The organism is Promicromonospora sp. Populi (assembly GCF_041081105.1).
In the GTDB taxonomy this organism is placed as follows: Bacteria; Actinomycetota; Actinomycetes; order Actinomycetales; family Cellulomonadaceae; genus Promicromonospora.
Genome location: NZ_CP163528.1, coordinates 347,730 through 364,046, shown reverse-complemented (window position 1 = coordinate 364,046; position 16,317 = coordinate 347,730). Strand labels below are relative to the sequence as shown.

Sequence of the window (16,317 nt, the reverse complement as noted above, 5' to 3'; positions counted from 1 at the left end):
GTCCCTCCCGCGCGTCAGTGCGTGTGGGTGAGCTCACGCACCACCCGTGCGAACTCCTCGCCGCGCTGGGCGTACGAGACGAACTGGTCGTGCGACGCGCCGGCCGGGGCCAGGAGCACGGTGTCCCCGGGCTGTGCCAGGTCCCGCGCCGCGGCCACCGCCCTACGCATCACCGTCCCAGTGTCACCGGGATCTATCACGACAACCGGGATCTGCGGCGCGTGTCGGGCCAGCGTGTCGGCCAGCGGGCGGGGGTCCGCGCCGATGACGACGGCGGCGCGCATCCGGTCCGCGCGGGACGTGACGAGCTCGTCGAACGTGGCGCCCTTGGCCAGCCCGCCCGCGATCCACACCACGGTGCCGTGGGCGAAGCCCGCCAGCGAGGCGGCCGCGGAGTGGCTGTTCGTCGCCTTCGAGTCGTTCACGTAGGTGACGCCGTCGGCCTCGGCCACGCGCTGGATGCGGTGCTCGCTGGGGCCGAAGGAGCGCAGCCCGTCCCGGACGGCGGCCGCGGGCACGCCGTGCGCACGGGCCAGGGCGGCGGCGGCCAGGGCGTCCGCCACGATGTGCGTCGGCACCACGCCGTTGTGGTCGCCGAGCAGCTTCAGGTCGGCGAGGGTGCCGAGCTCTGCGGCGCTCTTGCGGCGGTCGGGGTCGTCGTCCGCGGCGTGGAAGGCGCGGTCCACCAGGACGTCGTCGACCAGCCCGAGGTCACCCGGGCTCGGGGTGCCGACCACAAAGCCGACGGCGCGTGCGCCCTCGACGACGTCGGCCTCGCGCACCAGCTCCTCGGTCTTCGGGTCGGCGACGTTGTAGACGCAGGCGCGCTGGACGCGTTCGTAGATGCGGCCCTTGTCGCGCGTGTACGCGTCGATCGAGCCGTGCCAGTCGAGGTGGTCGGGCGAGACGTTGAGGACCGCCCCCGCCTCCAGCGACATCGTGTGCGTGAAGTGGAGCTGGAAGCTGGAGAGCTCCACCGCGATGACGTCGAGGGCGGGGTCCAGGGCCGCCTCCACGAGGGACCGGCCGACGTTCCCGACGGCGGCGGTGCGCAGGCCAGCCGCGCGCAGGATCGCCACCAGCATCTCGACGGTGGTCGTCTTGCCGTTGGACCCGGTGATGCCGAGCCACGCGGCGGGTGTGGCGGCGCCGAGGCGGTCGACCCGCAGGCGCCAGGCGAGCTCGACCTCGCTCCACACGGGCACCCCAGCGGCCAGCGCCGCCGCGACGACCGGGTGGTGCGGGGCGAAGCCCGGCGAGGCGACCAGCAGGTCGGCCTGCGCCATCACCTTGGTCGCGCCGTCGGCGTCGAGCTTGCCGTGGGCGGCGTCGTCCGCCTTGTCGTCGACGGTGACCAGCGAGGCGACCCGCGGCGTAAGCACACGCTGCAGGGACCGTCCGGTGAGGCCGAGGCCCGCCAGGACGACACGAGCCTCAGCCAGAGGGACGCGCGGCTCGATGGTGCCGTACTGGTCGCCCTGCGTGTCGTCGTCGTGCGGACCGAGGCCAGGAGCCTCGGTCACGAGGCGACCCACTCGGCATAGAAGATGCCCATGCCCAGGCCCGCGAGCAGGCCCGCGATCAGCCAGAACCGGATCACGATGGTGACCTCGCCCCACCCGGACAGCTCGAAGTGGTGGTGCAGCGGCGTCATCTTGAACACCCGCCTGCCGGTCATCTTGAAGAAGCTGACCTGGATCACCACGGACGAGACGATGAGCACGAACATGCCGCCGATGATCACGGCGAGCAGCTCGGTGCGGGTCAGGATCGACAGGCCGGCCAGGGCGCCGCCCAGGGCGAGCGAGCCGGTGTCGCCCATGAAGATCTTGGCGGGGTTTGCGTTCCACCACAGGAAGCCGACGCAGGCGCCGGTGACGGCGGCGGCGACGATCGCGAGGTCCTGCGGGTCGCGCACCTCGTAACAGCGTGGCCCGGCGGTCGCGTAGAACTGGCACGACTGGTTGAGCTGCCAGATCCCGACCAGCACGTACGCACCGAACGTGATGATCGAGACGCCGGTGGCCAGGCCGTCGAGGCCGTCGGTCACGTTCACCGCGTTGGACCAGGCGGAGACCAGCAGGTTGGCCCAGATCACGAAGAGGATGAGGCCCGCGGTGGCGCCGAAGAACGCCAGGTCGAGCTCGGTGTCGCGCAGGAACGAGATCCTGGTCGACGCCGGGGTGCGCGAGTTCTCGTTGGGGAACTGCAGCGCGAGCACCGCGAAGGAGATGCCGACCACGCCCTGCCCGATCAGCTTGGCGCGCGGGGTCAGGCCGAGGGAGCGCTGCTTGCGGATCTTGGTGAAGTCGTCGAGGAAGCCGACCAGGCCCAGGCCCGCCATGAGGTAGAGCACGAGCAGCGCCGAGACGCTCGGCAGCCGGCTGGACACCATCATCGAGGCCGCGACCCCGATCACGGTCGCGGCGATGATCACCACGCCGCCCATCTGGGGCGTGCCGCGCTTTATGAAGTGCCCCGTGGGACCGTCCTGGCGGACGAACTGGCCGTAGTTCTTGTGGACCAGGAACCGGATGAAGACCGGCGTGCCCAGCAGGGCGACGAGCAGCGCCACTGCGGCGCTGACCAGGATCGCGATCACTTGTGGTTGTCCTCTACGGTCTTGGCCAGCGACAGGTGGTCCCCGAGGGCCCAGAGCCCTGAGCCGAGGGACGACTTCACGAGCACTACGTCGCCGGGTTCGAGCGAAGCGTCCAGCAGCTCGCGGGCTGCGTCCAGGTCGGGCACGAAGATCGACTCCGACCCCCAGGAACCCTCCTGCATGGCGCCCTCGTGGATGTGATAGGCACCTTCGCCGACCACGATCAGCTGCTTGATGTTCAGCCGCACCACGAGACGGCCGATCTCGTCGTGCGCGGCGCGCGCGGCGTCACCGAGCTCCAGCATCGCGCCGAGCACGGCGACCGAACGCCGGGTCCGGCCGGCCACGACCGCGAGCGTGCGCAGGCCGGCCTTCATCGAGTCCGGGTTCGCGTTGTAGGCGTCGTCGATCACGGTGACGCCGTCGGGCCGCTCGGTGACGGCCATCCGGTGCGGGCTGCGGGGGGTGGCCGACGAGAGCCGCGTCGCGACCTCGGCCACGGGCACCCCGAGGCCCAGCGTGACGGTCGCAGCCGCGAGCGCGTTGTTCACGTGGTGCGGCCCGACGAGCTGCAGCGTGACGTCGGCGCGCTGCTCGTCGGCCTGGCCGGGGCGGACGGCGAGTGTGAAGCTCGCCCGCCCCGCGGCGTCGATCAAGATGTCCTCGGCGCGGACGTCGGCGGACGGGATGGTGCCGAAGGTCCGCACGCTCGTGCCGGGAGCGACCTGGCCCGCCATGGCCGCGACCCGCAGGTCGTCGGCGTTGAGCACCACCGAGCCGCCGTCCACGACCCCGGAGACCATCTCGGCCTTGGCCTTCGCGATGGCCTCGACGCTGCCGAAGATGCCCACGTGCGCGACGCCGACCGACAGCACGACGCCGACGTCGGGCGGCGCGATGCGCGTGAGATAGGCGATGTTGCCCACCCGGTCGGCACCCATCTCCAGGACCAGGTAGCGCGTGGCGGTGGTGACCCGCAGGACCGTCAGCGGCAGGCCGATCTCGTTGTTGAGCGAGCCCTTCGTGACGACGATCGCCCCTTCGTCCACCTCCGGGCCGAGGAGCTGGCCGAGCAGGTCCTTGGTGGTGGTCTTGCCGACCGAGCCGGTCACGGCCACGACCTTCGGGACGATGCCGTCGGCCCGGTCGCGGGCCGCCGCCAGGACGTACCGCGCGAGCTCGCCCAGGGCCGCCTGCGGGTCGTCCACCACGACGGTCGGCAGGCCGTCCAGCTCGCGGGCCGCCAGCACCAGCGTGGCGCCGGACTCGACCGCGGAGGCCGCGAAGTCGTGCCCGTCCACCCGGTCCCCCGGCAGCGCCACGAAGAGCGCTCCCGGGCCGGCCTGGCGCGAGTCGACGATCACCGCCCCCGTGACCGTCACGTCCGGGTCGGCGTGCAGCCGCCCGCCGGTGGCTGCGGCGACCTGCGTCGCAGTCAGCTCGATCATGCCTCTGTCGTCCTCTCCTGCATGTGGTCCTGCCGGCCTTGCGCATTCCGCGCGGCCAGCGCTGCGCGTGCCTCGACGCGGTCGTCGAGCACGTGGTCAACGCCCGCGATCTCCTGGACGGTCTCGTGTCCGCGGCCCGCCACCAGCACTGTGTCGTCCGGGGCAGCCGCGAGGATCGCAGCGCGGATGGCGTCCGCCCGGGGGGCGATCTCGTGGACCTCCACCGTACGCGAGGCGCCGTCTTCCGCTGTTTGTACGACTGTCCCGGGCGTGCCGCCGGCGGCACCTTCGGGGGTGGCGCCCGCGAGCACCTCGGCCCGCACCTTCGCGGGGTCCTCGTCGTGCGGGTCGTCGTCGGTCACATAGACGACGTCGGCGCCGCGCACCGCAGCGGCGCCCATGAACGGCCGCTTGCCGGGGTCGCGGGAGCCGGTGGCGCCGAAGACGACGGTGAGCCGGGCTTTCGTCGTCGGGCGTAGAGCCGCGAGGGCCAGCTCAAGGGCCTCCGTGTTGTGCGCGAAGTCCACGACCACGCGCGGCGCGGTGGCGAGCACTTCCATGCGACCGGGCACGGTGGCGCTCAGGCCGTCGCCGGCTGCCAGCGCCTCGACCACGTCGCGGAGGTCCGAGCCGCCCTCCAGCACCATCGTCACCGCGAGTGCCGCGTTGGCGACGTTGTAGCCGCCAGGCAGTGATGTGGAGGTGCGCAGGGTGCGCCCGTCGTGATGCGTCAGGGTAAAGGCGGATCCGGTGCCCGACGGCGCGACGTCGGTCACCGTCCAGTCGGCGTCCTTGCCCTTCAGCGTGGTGAGCGTGACTACCGGGATCTGGGCAGCCTTGGCCATGCGCTCGCCCCAGGCATCGTCGATGGTGACGACGCCGCGACGCGCGCGGGCGGGCGTGAACAGGTCGGCCTTGGTGGCGAAGTACGACTCGAAGTCGCCGTGGAAGTCGAGGTGGTCCTGCGTCAGGTTGGTGAACCCGGCGACGCCGAACACCACGCCGTCGACCCGGTGCTGCGCGAGCGCGTGGGAGGAGACCTCCATGGCGAGCGTGCGCACGTGGTCCTCGCGCATCGCGGCGAGCAGGGCCTGGAGGTCGGCGGCCTCGGGCGTGGTCAGGATGCTGGGGATGACGCGGTCGGCGGAGCGGGTCTCGACGGTGCCGATCAGGCCGCCCACCCAGCCCATGGCCCGCAGCAGGTGGTCGAGCTGGTAGGTGGTGGTCGTCTTGCCGTTGGTACCGGTGACGCCGAACGTCATCAACTCGTCGGCGGGATTGCCGAGCACCCAGGCGGCGACCTGGCCGAGGATGGCGCGGGGGTCTTCGGCGATGAGGACCGGTGTTGTGCTGTTGGTGCCGATCAGCTCGGCCCCGCGGGCGTCGGTAAGGACGGCAGTGGCCCCGCGCTCGACGGCGTCGGCGGCGAACTGCGCGCCGTGCGCGCGGGCACCCGGGAGGGCCACGAACAGGTCTCCCGGCCTGATGACCCGGTTGTCCGAGGCCACGCAGGTGACCGCGGCGTCGGCGGGCTGACCTGGGACGATGGTGAGGCCGAACGCGACGGCGAGGTCGGATACCTGGCGCGCTGTCGTGGCGGCCGGACGGATCCGGTCGAACGGGGATGTCACGGGGTAGAACCTACCGTCTCCGGAGGGAGTGGCCTGTCCCGTCTGTGGGGCTGGGGTGGCGGTTGTGGGGCGGTCCCTTTCGGATTCAGCGGAGTGTCCGGCGTCCGTGATCACTCAGCCTGACCACGTTGCCCGCGCCACCAAGATTCCTTCCGACCTGCGGTCTCGTAGGCGGCGATTTCTCCTAGAACATGCGATACGAAGGTGTCTGGGAGTCGCACAGCATGGTCCGCCACATAGTGAACCAGCCCGTTTGGCCACACGAACGTTCCATCACTAAGTTCGAGATCTCCGTTGTTGCGACCAGATTAGGCATGGCGAGTAGCCCATATAGGCCCTCACCAAGAACCCTCGTTGCAAGTAGTCGGCTATCAGATCGCGCGTATCAGAATCCCACGACTCGTCAATGAATTCACCCGGTGACGGCCAACCCGGGGCCCGCTCACCGGCCCAGTAGCCGATCAGGATCATTTCGGGACTGGGCATCGTCCAATCCTCCTCATCTCAGGATCGAACGAAACCAGGAGAGTTCATCCAACGACCTCTCCGCCTCCGAAAAGCTCGTCCAGTTCTCGGTAAATTTGAATGTACTCGGCTCGTTCGATCGTGGGCACGATCCACTTTCGGGCTTCGAAGTACGCGACTGCATCATGAGGGACGGGAATCCCGTATTCCCTGATGTACTCGATCCCGTCCAGACGCCAGTAGTAGACCCCGTCCGAGGCAATCGCAGACCCTCCAGCAACCTCGAACTGACCGCCGATCTCGTCACGTGTCACCTCCATCCACGCGAGGAAGACGGGACACCCCGTCAAGTAGTCCAGTACCCGCACCCGAACGTCACTGGGCATTTCGCGCGAACGGTCGAGTCGTTGCGCCGACCACGGCGTAGCGCGGTCAGTCGGAGCCAAGGTCCCCAGAGGTTTTACCGTCATCTTCTCCATCCCATCAGAAGGCTCCCTGAAGTAGCTGCCCTGTGACGGGGTCAAGCGCGCAGATCGAATCCCCGACCTGAACTGCGGTGATACCCGCCTGAGACTCGACAGCTTCCTGGAAGCCGGAAGCGCCCCCTCGCGGGCTTCAGCCGTGGGGGGCCGTGAGCCCGGACGCGGGTTGAGCGCGGAACAGGAGGGCCCAGACGGCGATCAGGACGGAACAGAGCGCGACGGCTCGAAGCATTGTTCCCATCCGCGACTCGATCGCCCGCATGGGTACTCGACTCACTCTTCCTTGCGGAGGTAGATCCATTGTTCACCCTCCGCTAGTTCGCGTGGCTGCGACATCGAGACCCAATCCGGCGTGAAGACTATATCCATGCCTTCGGTGAAGTCCGCGATCGTGTAGGTCTCCGCCTCCGAAACGTTCTCACGGTCTTCGACGGTCGGACGGTTCTCGAACAAGAACCGCACCAAGATCTTCGGGTGCTCGATCGTCGCCGCAACACCGCGCAGGTTTGGGGTCACGAGGTCCCACAACGATCGCTGCAGTGAAAGGAGCGCGCTCACTCTGAAGTCCATCAGCCCAACCCTACCGGTCGTCCAGGAACAATGTGGACCCCGTTCTTACTGTAGTGGAGCAGTCCGATCGTCGTTGGAATCAGCTCGCCGGTGTCGCGGTCCGCGTAATGTCCGATGACCTCGCCGTAGTCAACTCTCTCCTTGGACCCCGGCAGCCCAACCGGTGTGTTGCCGACCGGGGTACCGGTACCGGCTCGCTGAACAAGGACGCGAGGATCGGCAGTCGTCGTGCTCCGTCCCGGCTGGAAGTTCGGGTGCCCTGGGAAATGCTTCTCCTGCTTGTTCCAGTCGACGAGCGGACAACTGGCGTTGTGGACCAGCACCGCCGACGCAGTCTCGTCCGCCGCGACAAAGTAGGTATGGTCGATCGCCACCGTCAGGTTATGCACGACAGCACGCTTGCGCTCGACGTCGATGGCGGTGACCTGGACCCACGAACCAACCGCGGTCTGCAGCCACCCACCCACAGTCAGATCGATCGCGTCGATCCACGCGCGCTGGTCTGGCGCCCAGAACGGGTGCGCATCAGTGGCCACGATGCGCTGAGTCTGGCCGTCGATGTCGGTAGCCGTGACCGTGACCAGGTTCTTTTGGCCCTCGCCGCGGATCAGCGCGGTGACAGCCTTCCCTTCAGTCTTCTCGCCAGTGTCCTCGTCCGCCGCCAGGACCTCGTCACCGAGCTCGACGTCCTCGATCGGCTTCCGAGTCCCATCCGCCAGGAGGACCATCGTCCCTGGTACGAAGCTGTTGCAGCCCGTCGGAACATCATCCGCGGCCTTAGCACCTGTGTTTGCAGCGCGGAGGGCGTCGCCTGTGACGTCGACTGCTTTCGCAGCCTTGCCGATGCCGCCAGTTACGAAGCCGACCGCGACCCAGGCGCAGCCGCCGATCTCGCCGTGGGCGCAGTCGACGACATCCCCGAGGAAGAGCTCGTAAGCGATGTCGCCCAGGTCTTGAGCCGTCAGCGATCCGCCTTGGCACGAGTCTCCCAGGACAGCATCCGTCTCGGCACACGGAAGAACCATCGGCCGTAGCTCGTCGACCCAGGACCCGTAGCCCGGGACGGACTTGAGCATCGCGAGCACGCTCTGCTCGACGAACGTGCCTGGGGGCAGGCCGTGCAGCGGAATATCGGAGCCGTCTCCCACGTAGATGGTGACGACAGGAATGTCGTCCTCTGGCCCGCTCGCACCGCCACCCGAATCCGTATCACCACCGCCCGTACCTGCCGCCGGTGGAGCGATCAACACCCCATCGATCATCGGAGGGAGGATGATCAACCCCGACGGATCAGACCAGGTGACAGGGTTGTTGTTCGCGTAGGCGTAGCCGTTCCACTGTTGTGGGTCGGTCAGGTCCATGATCGGGTCGACGGTCAGGAATCTGCCGACGGTTTCGTCGTACCACCTGGCGCCGACCAATGTGAGGCCGGTGGCTGTGTCGCGGACCTTGCCGAGGAACTCGTGGTCCCCCGGTGCGGAGACGTCGCCGCGCTGCTCGCCGAACGGCAGCGTGTAGTGCTTGTCCACCGAAGTGGTGGTCCAGTTGGTGTTGTGGACAGACGCGAGCGGGGTGCCTTGCGGGTTGTTGATCAGCGAGGTCACACCACCGAGGCCGTTCGCGGTACGCATCGCAACCGTCTGGCCGGCGAAGCTGTAGTACCTCGCTGCGGTGACCGTGCCGTTGGCGGCCTTGGTGATCTCCTGCCCACCGAGGTAGACCGTGATCGACCCGTCCGGGGCCGTGCGCATGATGCGGTCCCCGTCAGCGGTGTACAGGTTGCGCCCGGCGGCGGTCGTCGTCGTTCCCGTACCCCGGTCCGGGCCCGTCCCGGTGGACTGGTCACCGTCGGTGTCGTCGTCCCCTGGGCCAGGCTCGGGCTCGGCATACTCAGTGGTCGCGGTGCTGGTCGAGGCGAGCTCGCTCTCCGAGTCCCACCCCAACGACAGTGCGGTAGTCAGGTAGTCGCTGTCCTGGGTCTGGGTCAGCGTCCGGCCCGCCGTGTCGTACGTGAACGACGTCCCCGTGGACCCGCTTGGCCCGTCGGTGGTGATCGACGTGACCGCGTGCGGACCTGCGAACTCACCCACATCCGTGGTGTCGCCGTCCGCGTTCAGGTCCCGGGTGCCCGCATAGGAGTAGTCCATCGTGGTGGTCTGCCCACCATCAACATCCCCCGCCAGACCCCGGGTGCGGTAGGTCTCGCTGGTGCGGTTGCCCAAAGCGTCGTACTCGAACGAGGACCAGTACGGCGCCGCCCCACCCAGTGCCGGGATCGACCTCGCCAACGCGCAGTTACCCGTCGCGGGCGTCCACGCCTCAGTCAGCCGGCGCAGCGCGTCGTACTGGTAGCACTGCCGGTCCGTGGCACGACCCGTAGTGGTCGGCTTGTCCTTGACGCTCAGCACGTTCCCGGCATCGTCATACGCGTAGGTGAGATCAAGCTCCCGGCCACCGATCCGTTCCCGGTCCAGCCGCACGCTCAGCAACCGGCTCGTACCGCTCTCGTACCCGTAGGACACAACAGTGCCGTACGTGTTACCGAGGTCGAGATACGACAACCGCCCAAAGCCATCAGTACGAGAGCTAGCGACATACGTGCCCCAGCCGAACCCGCCACCCATCCACTCCGCGACGCTCGTGTCGTCGTCGAACTGGGTAGTGACCGTCTCCTTGCGCAACCCGCCCGCCGCGGGATACGTCGTGGACGCGACCTGCCCGTCCGCGGTGTACGTGACCTTCTGCTCATACGTCCCCGCCAAAGCGCCCGTCGTCGTCGTCGACGGGATGACCGTCGCCGTCCCCGTCGGACGATAGGCCGCATCGAACCCCGTCACCGCCGTGACGAAGTTCCCGTCCCCGTCCGCGGAACCAGCGACCCTCGTGGAGCTGGTGACCTGGCCCTTGGCCGGTCCCGGGTTCGGACCGGCATAGGACGTCAAAACGTCGTAGGTCCACTTGGCCCGGATCGCACCATCGTCCGTGTCCTGCCGGACCGTCGTGCGACGCCCCAGTTGGTCATAGGTATAGAAGAGCTTCTGGTTCGCACCATTCATGACCCAGGTGACCTGACCCGCGTCGTCGTACTTCGTGGTTGTCGTGCCCGCATCAGGATCTATCGCCTGGGTCTGCCGACCGAGCTTGTCGTAGGTGTAAGTCCACTCGTTGTCATAGGTATCCAACACCTTGGACAACCGCCCAGCGCCGTCATACCGGTACGTCGTGGACTGCTCCTCCAGGCCGAGCACACCGGACAGCGTGCGCACCCCGGCGTCCTCCACCGGATCACGCAAGAACTGGCTCATCGCCACCGTCCGGCCCCGGGCATCAACCACTGTCTGGGTCGGGGTCGCGCCGTCCGGGGGCACCACGGTCGTCGTGGCGCCGTCGTAGTGCGTGGTGGTGCGCCACTGCTCATAGGCGGGATTCACGATCACACCGGTGAACAGGGCCTCGGTCCGGACCCGGCCAAGACCGTCGTAGGTGAAGACCGTGGTGGCGTCCGGCTCGACGGCCGCGCCCACCAGGGTCGTGCTCGGGTTGCCGGTTGCGAACCAGCCAGAAGTGGTAAAGGCGACCCGGCCGTTGTCGTCGTACTCCGTGTCGGTGATGATCCGGCCGTTGACGGCTTCGTCGTCGCCGTCCAGGGACTCGGTCTGGGTCTGGACCGGTCGCAGCAGCCCGTCGTACAGAGCCACCGACACGTGGTAGCCGGCGCCGTCCGCGGCCAACGTCTTGGTGGTCACGGTGTTCACACCCTTGCGCGAGGTCGAGTAGGCGTAGGTGACGTTCGCCGACTTGCCCTCCCGATCCGGGTAGGTCACCGACAGCAGGCGACCGGCGGCGTCATAGGTCGCCGTCGTGGGCTTGTTGTTGGCGTCCCGCACCGTGGTCGGTACGCCGAGGAGCGGGTGCAGCACGGTCGTGGACTCGTGTGCGGTCAGGGTGACACCGTCGCCGTCACCGTCCCCCGCGCCGTCCGGGTCGGGGCTGGTCGTGACCACCTGAGTAGTCACGCCGTTGGCCTCGGTGTACGCCGTCCGCGACACCCGTCCCAGCGGATCGGTCGAGCTGGTCGCGCGGCCGCGGCTGTCGTACAAGGTGCTGACCACCGGGGATGCGTCGTTCAGAACGCCGTCCTTGTCGTTCGTCCGTACGCTCGTCGGCAGACCTCTGGTCGGGTCGATGCCGTGATTGGCCCCGTCATAGCTGATCTCCGACGCCCCGACCAGCTGCTCGGGAGTGGTCTGCGTGATGGAGCACCGCACACTGACCGTCTTGGTCACCGAGGGCACCACCAGGTGCTTGGCACTGTTCTTCAGATAGTCGGTTGTGGTGCACAGATCGTCTGACGTCGTGTTGTCCTCAGCCGTCTCCGAGAACGCACCGTAGTCGTCGACCTCGGTGACCTGTCCGTCCGCGTTGTATTCCGTATCCGTACGCGTCACGAACTCCAGCGAGCCGTCGGCGGTGTACGACGCCGTGTACGTGTCCATGCTGGTCGTGCGGGTGGCGACGAGCAGGTCATCCGTCCCCGCACTACCTGTGCTCGCCGTCTGGGCTGCCTCGGGGAAGGTGATCGTCTTCGAGACCTCTGCCTCGCCGTTCAGCACCGTGCTTACCACCGGCATACCGGCGAACCGCTCGTGGTCGACGGCATTGCGGGTAGTAATCGAGTCCGGGAGGTTGACCTCCGCGCCAGTGCCCTGCAGATACTGGGTCCTCGTCTTCGCAGCCACAGATCCAGACCCCGTAGTGGTGGTCACGGTTTTGTACCCGCGGTTGATCGAGAACGTGCGGTCCTTCTTCGGCGTCAGCGGATCGTCGATCCGCGCCCACTCGATGCCGTCGCCGTACGCGTACGAGGTGACGACCGAGCCGGTCAGCTCCCCGCTCTCGCCTGGCGACTGGGTCACCTTGGACACCATGTAGGAGTGGAAGTACTCGCTCCGAGGCTCAGGCATGCCCCAGGGGTGCCACACCACCGGGAAGCAGCGCGACGCGTTCGCCGACTGGTTCGCGATCGGGATGTAACCCTGCGCGACGGCGGGATGCGTACTCGCGTTGCACTGGGTCGCCGTGTACTCGATGTCGATCTTGGCGCCGGTCTCCGTGGTGATCTCCTCGACCCGGATGCGGTTCATCACCGGCAGGCCGTCCGAGACCGTGTCCGCGACACGTCCGGGCTTCTGCGCGTTGCCGGCGAACCGGATCGGGTTGAAGACCACGTCGTCCGACGACGAGCTGCTCGGACCGTTGGCCGTGCGCTTGATCGCGTCGAGCCACAGGATTCGGCCCGTGCCGTCGCCCAGGTCGCGCCACGTCTGCGTCAGCGCGACGGTGTCCTTCGCCGTCAGCGTCCCGCCCACGTCCACCTTGGTCACGACGCTCGTGAGGCGCTTGGTCGAGAAGAACGCCGGGCTCCGGACGTCCGGGCAGTGGGTGCTCGACGAGCACTCCAGGTCAACCGGGGTGTCGTGCCAGCGCACCGCATGGGTATCGCGGTCGCCGGTCTCGCAGTCCGTCGACGCCGCCAGGCAGCGCTCGGCGACCGCGAAGTCCACCAGGTACGGCGCGCCTGCACCGCTGGACGCTACCGGCTCGGATCCGGCGCGTGTGCCGTAGCTGATCCAGTCCAGCGTGCCGCCGCGGGTGTAGGTGCGGGTGGCACCGGTGTTGTTGTTGGCGCCGTACCGGTTGGTCTCGCTCGCGTACCGGTAGGTCATCGTGTTGTCCGACGTGTCGCGGACGTAGTCGAGGTTGAACCGCCACCCCATCTGCCGGCCGGACGCCGCGAACGACGTCTCGTACCCGGGCTCGTCCGGGTGGTTGGAGTAGACCGGGACGGTCCACCGGGAGTTCTGCGCCAGCGTGTCCCCGGAGTACCGCGCGTCCTTGCCGAACGAGTACGTGGTCCCGTCGGTAGTCGTGACCTTCCAGTACTCGCCGGCCCACCCGGCGTCGGTCTTGGCAGCGGCTCCCGTGGGACGGCCGTACTGCTGGACGAGCGTGCCGTCGTCAGCCTCCGGGCGCCACTCGATCACACCGGCCGTGGTGGAGTCGTCGTCCTTCACCAGGGCCGACGACGTGCCGTTGAACGTCAGGAACGCGTTGTCGCTGTCCCAGCACAGGTCACCCGTCTTGCGAGACGTGTTGTTCGGGTCGTCGCCACGCGCCTCGTCCTGGTCCTCGGAGCAGGGCACGTAGCGGCGCTCCACGAACCCGCTGGTCATGTCCCACCCGTCCCCGACCCACGAGGACTGGTTGTTGGTGCTGGACACTCGCCCGTCCAGGGCGGCGCTCGAGTACCCGACCGCGAGCTCGGGCGACGGTCCCGCGCCCGGAGCGGGGACCTGGATCGGGTAGGACCAGCCCAGCGAGCCCGTACCGCCGCTGACAGACCAGGACGACGCCGACGACAGCGGGGTGGCGCCCCAGTTACCGGCCGCGGAGCTTGTGCCCGCTGTGACCGCGAACGTGTCGCCCCCAGTCGCCGCGAGCGCCGTCATCTCAGCGTCCGGGGCGGCGTTCGCCGCTGCCCCGGATTCCTCGGCCGCGCCGGCTACCGCCGGTGTCTCTTCAGCGGCCGGCGTCTCTGCCGCAGCCGCCGCTGCTGCCGCCGCCGTCCCGGCCGCTGCCAGGTCGAGCGTCGCAGTCACGGTCCCGGCCTCGACGTCGTTCGTCGAGTCGACGGGCGTGGGCGAGCACTCCTCCAGGTCCGGGGTGGTGGCATGGCACTCAGGGATCCGGACGACGCCGAGCCGGCCGGACCAGTCAGCACCGGCCAGGTCCGTGAAGGCGTCGTAGTCCACCTCGACCTGGACCTGCCGTACGCCGGCCTCTGGCGGAGCCTCGGCGGTGGTGTCCGTGACGTCCAGGAGCACCCCGGCTATCCCGGCGCCGATGGCCGTGGCCTGGTCGGCGACCTCGACGTGCACCTCCGACGCCGCTTCGGGTGCGCCCTCCGCCGGCGCTGGCGCGCCGACCTTCAGGTTGAGCCCGCCGAGCGTCTCCGGTGGGACCTCGGTCAGCGTCTCGGGCACGGGCACCGTGGCCTCCGCGGCCTCGGGCGCGTTCTGCACCGGCACCAGGGCCGGGTCTGCGGTTGGTTCCGGCGGATCCGTCACCGGAATCGCCGTCGGCGTCACCGCGTCCGGCGCTGCCTCGTCCGCGGCTTCCTCCGCGGGGTCGAGGTTCTCCGTGCGCGCCGCCAGGTCGGAGCCCTCGGCGTCCGCCGAGGCGGCATTCGGCTCGTACTCGATGGTCAGCTTGCCGTCGTGGCGATACCGCTTCCACCCCAGTGTCATGTCGGTCTCATTCAGGGCGGCGAGGCCCAGGCTGAGCGTGTCGGTGTCGGTCTCGGCCAGGTTCTTCACGCCGGACGTCGCGTCGAAGTCGACCCACCCGGAGTTGTCGCACGCGGGCTTGTGCGCCACTGTCTGGCGGGACAGCTCCGTCCCGAAGGGTGTGGCGGCCCAGGACGCCCACGTGGACGCCGCGTCGATCGGCCTTGTGCCGAACAGCCGCACCGTGCGCGCCGTGCAGTCCCAGCTGTGGTCGCCGTAGACGCTGAACGTGGCCGAGGTGATCGCATCGGGCTCGAGCAGGCCGAGGTGGTCGAGGCCGGTGAACTGCCAGCCGAGCCGGAACCGGACCTTCTCCAGGCAGGTAGCTGCCACCGCGACGTCGCACAGCCCCAGGCCCTGGTTGCCCTCGAACATGTACCCGCTGGTGGCATCGGGGGTGCCCTCGTGCACCATGAGCCACTCGTTGCCCGCGGAAGTCACGGTCGGATCGATCAGTGCGGGGAAGACCGTGTCCGGGTCGGACAGCAGGAAGTCGCGATCCGGGCGGATCCGCACCCCGACCGTCGAGGACTCGGTGGCGCCCGCGGAGCCGAACCCGCCGGACGCGTCCAGGGAGTCGCCACCGACGGACAGTCCGCCGGTCAGGTCCACGCCCGGCGCGGAGGTGCCGAGGGGGTCCGCGCCAGGGACAGCAGCGGCGGCGCCGGCAGCGGCGTCCGGCGTCGAACCGGCGGACGCGTCGGTGTTGTGCCGAGCCCTGGCCGGAACCAGGTCCACCGGCATCGACAGCTGCTGGTCGCCGAGGAGGGGCGCGCTCGCGCGCGCCTCTGGGTCGTCGGCGTCCACGCCGCTGACCTGCTCCCAGCGTCCTGCGGGCCGGGGCCCAACGCTGTCCGCAGGCGCACCGCCGGAGCTGAACAGACCCAGCGCACCGGCGTCCTGGCCGCTCCCGCCGGAAGCCGCGGAGTCCCACATCTTCGGCTCCGGGGCCTGGAAGATCTGCTGTCCGAACGCATCGACGACGTCGAACCCACCGCCGGCGCTCTGCGTGACGGTCAGCCCCGCCGACGTGGTGACAGGAAAGGTGAGCTCGTCCAGACCGAGCTGATCGTCCGCGCGCCTGGCGGCGGCACGATCGGCCAGGCGCAGCGCCGTAGAGATACCCGTGCCGTCCGGGTTGATGGTGACGACGAGGTCCGCACCCTCTCCCGCGACGGCGGGGTACGTCACCGTGTCCCCGTCGATAACCGGCTCGGTGAGGTCGAAGGGGCTGTCGTAGGTGAGCGTGTGCCCGTCGCGGTTGATCGTCGCGAGCGGCACCCCCGCTGTCCCGTCGGACACGGTGATCGGGTAGACCGGCGCCGCGACAGAGAGCACCCCGTCCTCGGGGATCGGGTCGGTGACCCGGTTCGAGACCGGTCCCCAGGCCCCGCTCACCGCGGTCCGGGTCGCCACCATGGTGACCTCCTGGGTCACGGTGCCGTCCTCGGTCGCGGTGAACGTAGACCACGGCGAGCGAGCCGTGGTGATCTCTACGTCCAGGCCGCAGGCCTCGGCCAGGTCCAGAGCGCTGGCCTGGTCCGTCGCCGTCGTCTGGCAGTCGACGCCGACGTTCGGGCCTACCGCCAGTGCAGGCTCGACCACCAGGGCAAGCGCCAGCCCGCTCGCAACGGTGATGACGCCTGCACGTCGAGCTCCTCCACGCCAACCGGACCGCACCATCCGCAGCGCCCGGACCATCCCAGCGGCAACCTCGCCACGCACCCGCTCAACCGTCCCCGTCACCGCAGTTCCCATCTGGCTTGTCGGCTT

General features: G+C 68.9%; 7 protein-coding genes. All 7 read right to left on the bottom strand.

Annotated elements, in window-relative coordinates; translation table 11 throughout:
- Positions 1-14: 14 nt before the first annotated feature.
- Positions 15-1,460: a UDP-N-acetylmuramoyl-L-alanine--D-glutamate ligase gene (gene murD / locus AB1046_RS01565; protein ID WP_369375543.1), complete on the bottom strand. Its 1,446-nt coding sequence runs from the start codon at positions 1,458-1,460 to the stop codon at positions 15-17.
- Positions 1,461-1,519: 59 nt separating this feature from the next.
- Positions 1,520-2,602: a phospho-N-acetylmuramoyl-pentapeptide-transferase gene (gene mraY / locus AB1046_RS01560; RefSeq protein ID WP_369372029.1), complete on the bottom strand. Its 1,083-nt coding sequence runs from the start codon at positions 2,600-2,602 to the stop codon at positions 1,520-1,522.
- Entirely contained in the window at positions 2,599-4,050 is a 1,452-nt protein-coding gene (murF, locus tag AB1046_RS01555; protein ID WP_369372028.1) for a UDP-N-acetylmuramoyl-tripeptide--D-alanyl-D-alanine ligase, read from the bottom strand. The genes mraY and murF overlap by 4 nt, the downstream gene beginning before the upstream one ends.
- Entirely contained in the window at positions 4,047-5,681 is a 1,635-nt protein-coding gene (locus AB1046_RS01550) for a UDP-N-acetylmuramoyl-L-alanyl-D-glutamate--2,6-diaminopimelate ligase (protein WP_369372027.1), read from the bottom strand. The genes murF and AB1046_RS01550 overlap by 4 nt, the downstream gene beginning before the upstream one ends.
- Positions 5,682-6,211: 530 nt before the next feature.
- The gene (locus AB1046_RS01545) at positions 6,212-6,625 is read right to left on the bottom strand and encodes a hypothetical protein (RefSeq protein ID WP_369372026.1); all 414 of its coding nucleotides are present in this window, start codon (positions 6,623-6,625) and stop codon (positions 6,212-6,214) included.
- 276 nt (positions 6,626-6,901) lie between these two features.
- Positions 6,902-7,198: a hypothetical protein gene (locus AB1046_RS01540; protein ID WP_369372025.1), complete on the bottom strand. Its 297-nt coding sequence runs from the start codon at positions 7,196-7,198 to the stop codon at positions 6,902-6,904.
- Positions 7,198-16,290 carry a polymorphic toxin type 50 domain-containing protein gene (locus AB1046_RS01535; RefSeq protein ID WP_369372024.1) on the bottom strand — a complete coding sequence of 3,031 codons (9,093 nt, stop codon included), beginning with the start codon at positions 16,288-16,290 and terminating at the stop codon, positions 7,198-7,200. The genes AB1046_RS01540 and AB1046_RS01535 overlap by 1 nt, the downstream gene beginning before the upstream one ends.
- Between the last annotated feature and the right edge of the window lie 27 nt (positions 16,291-16,317).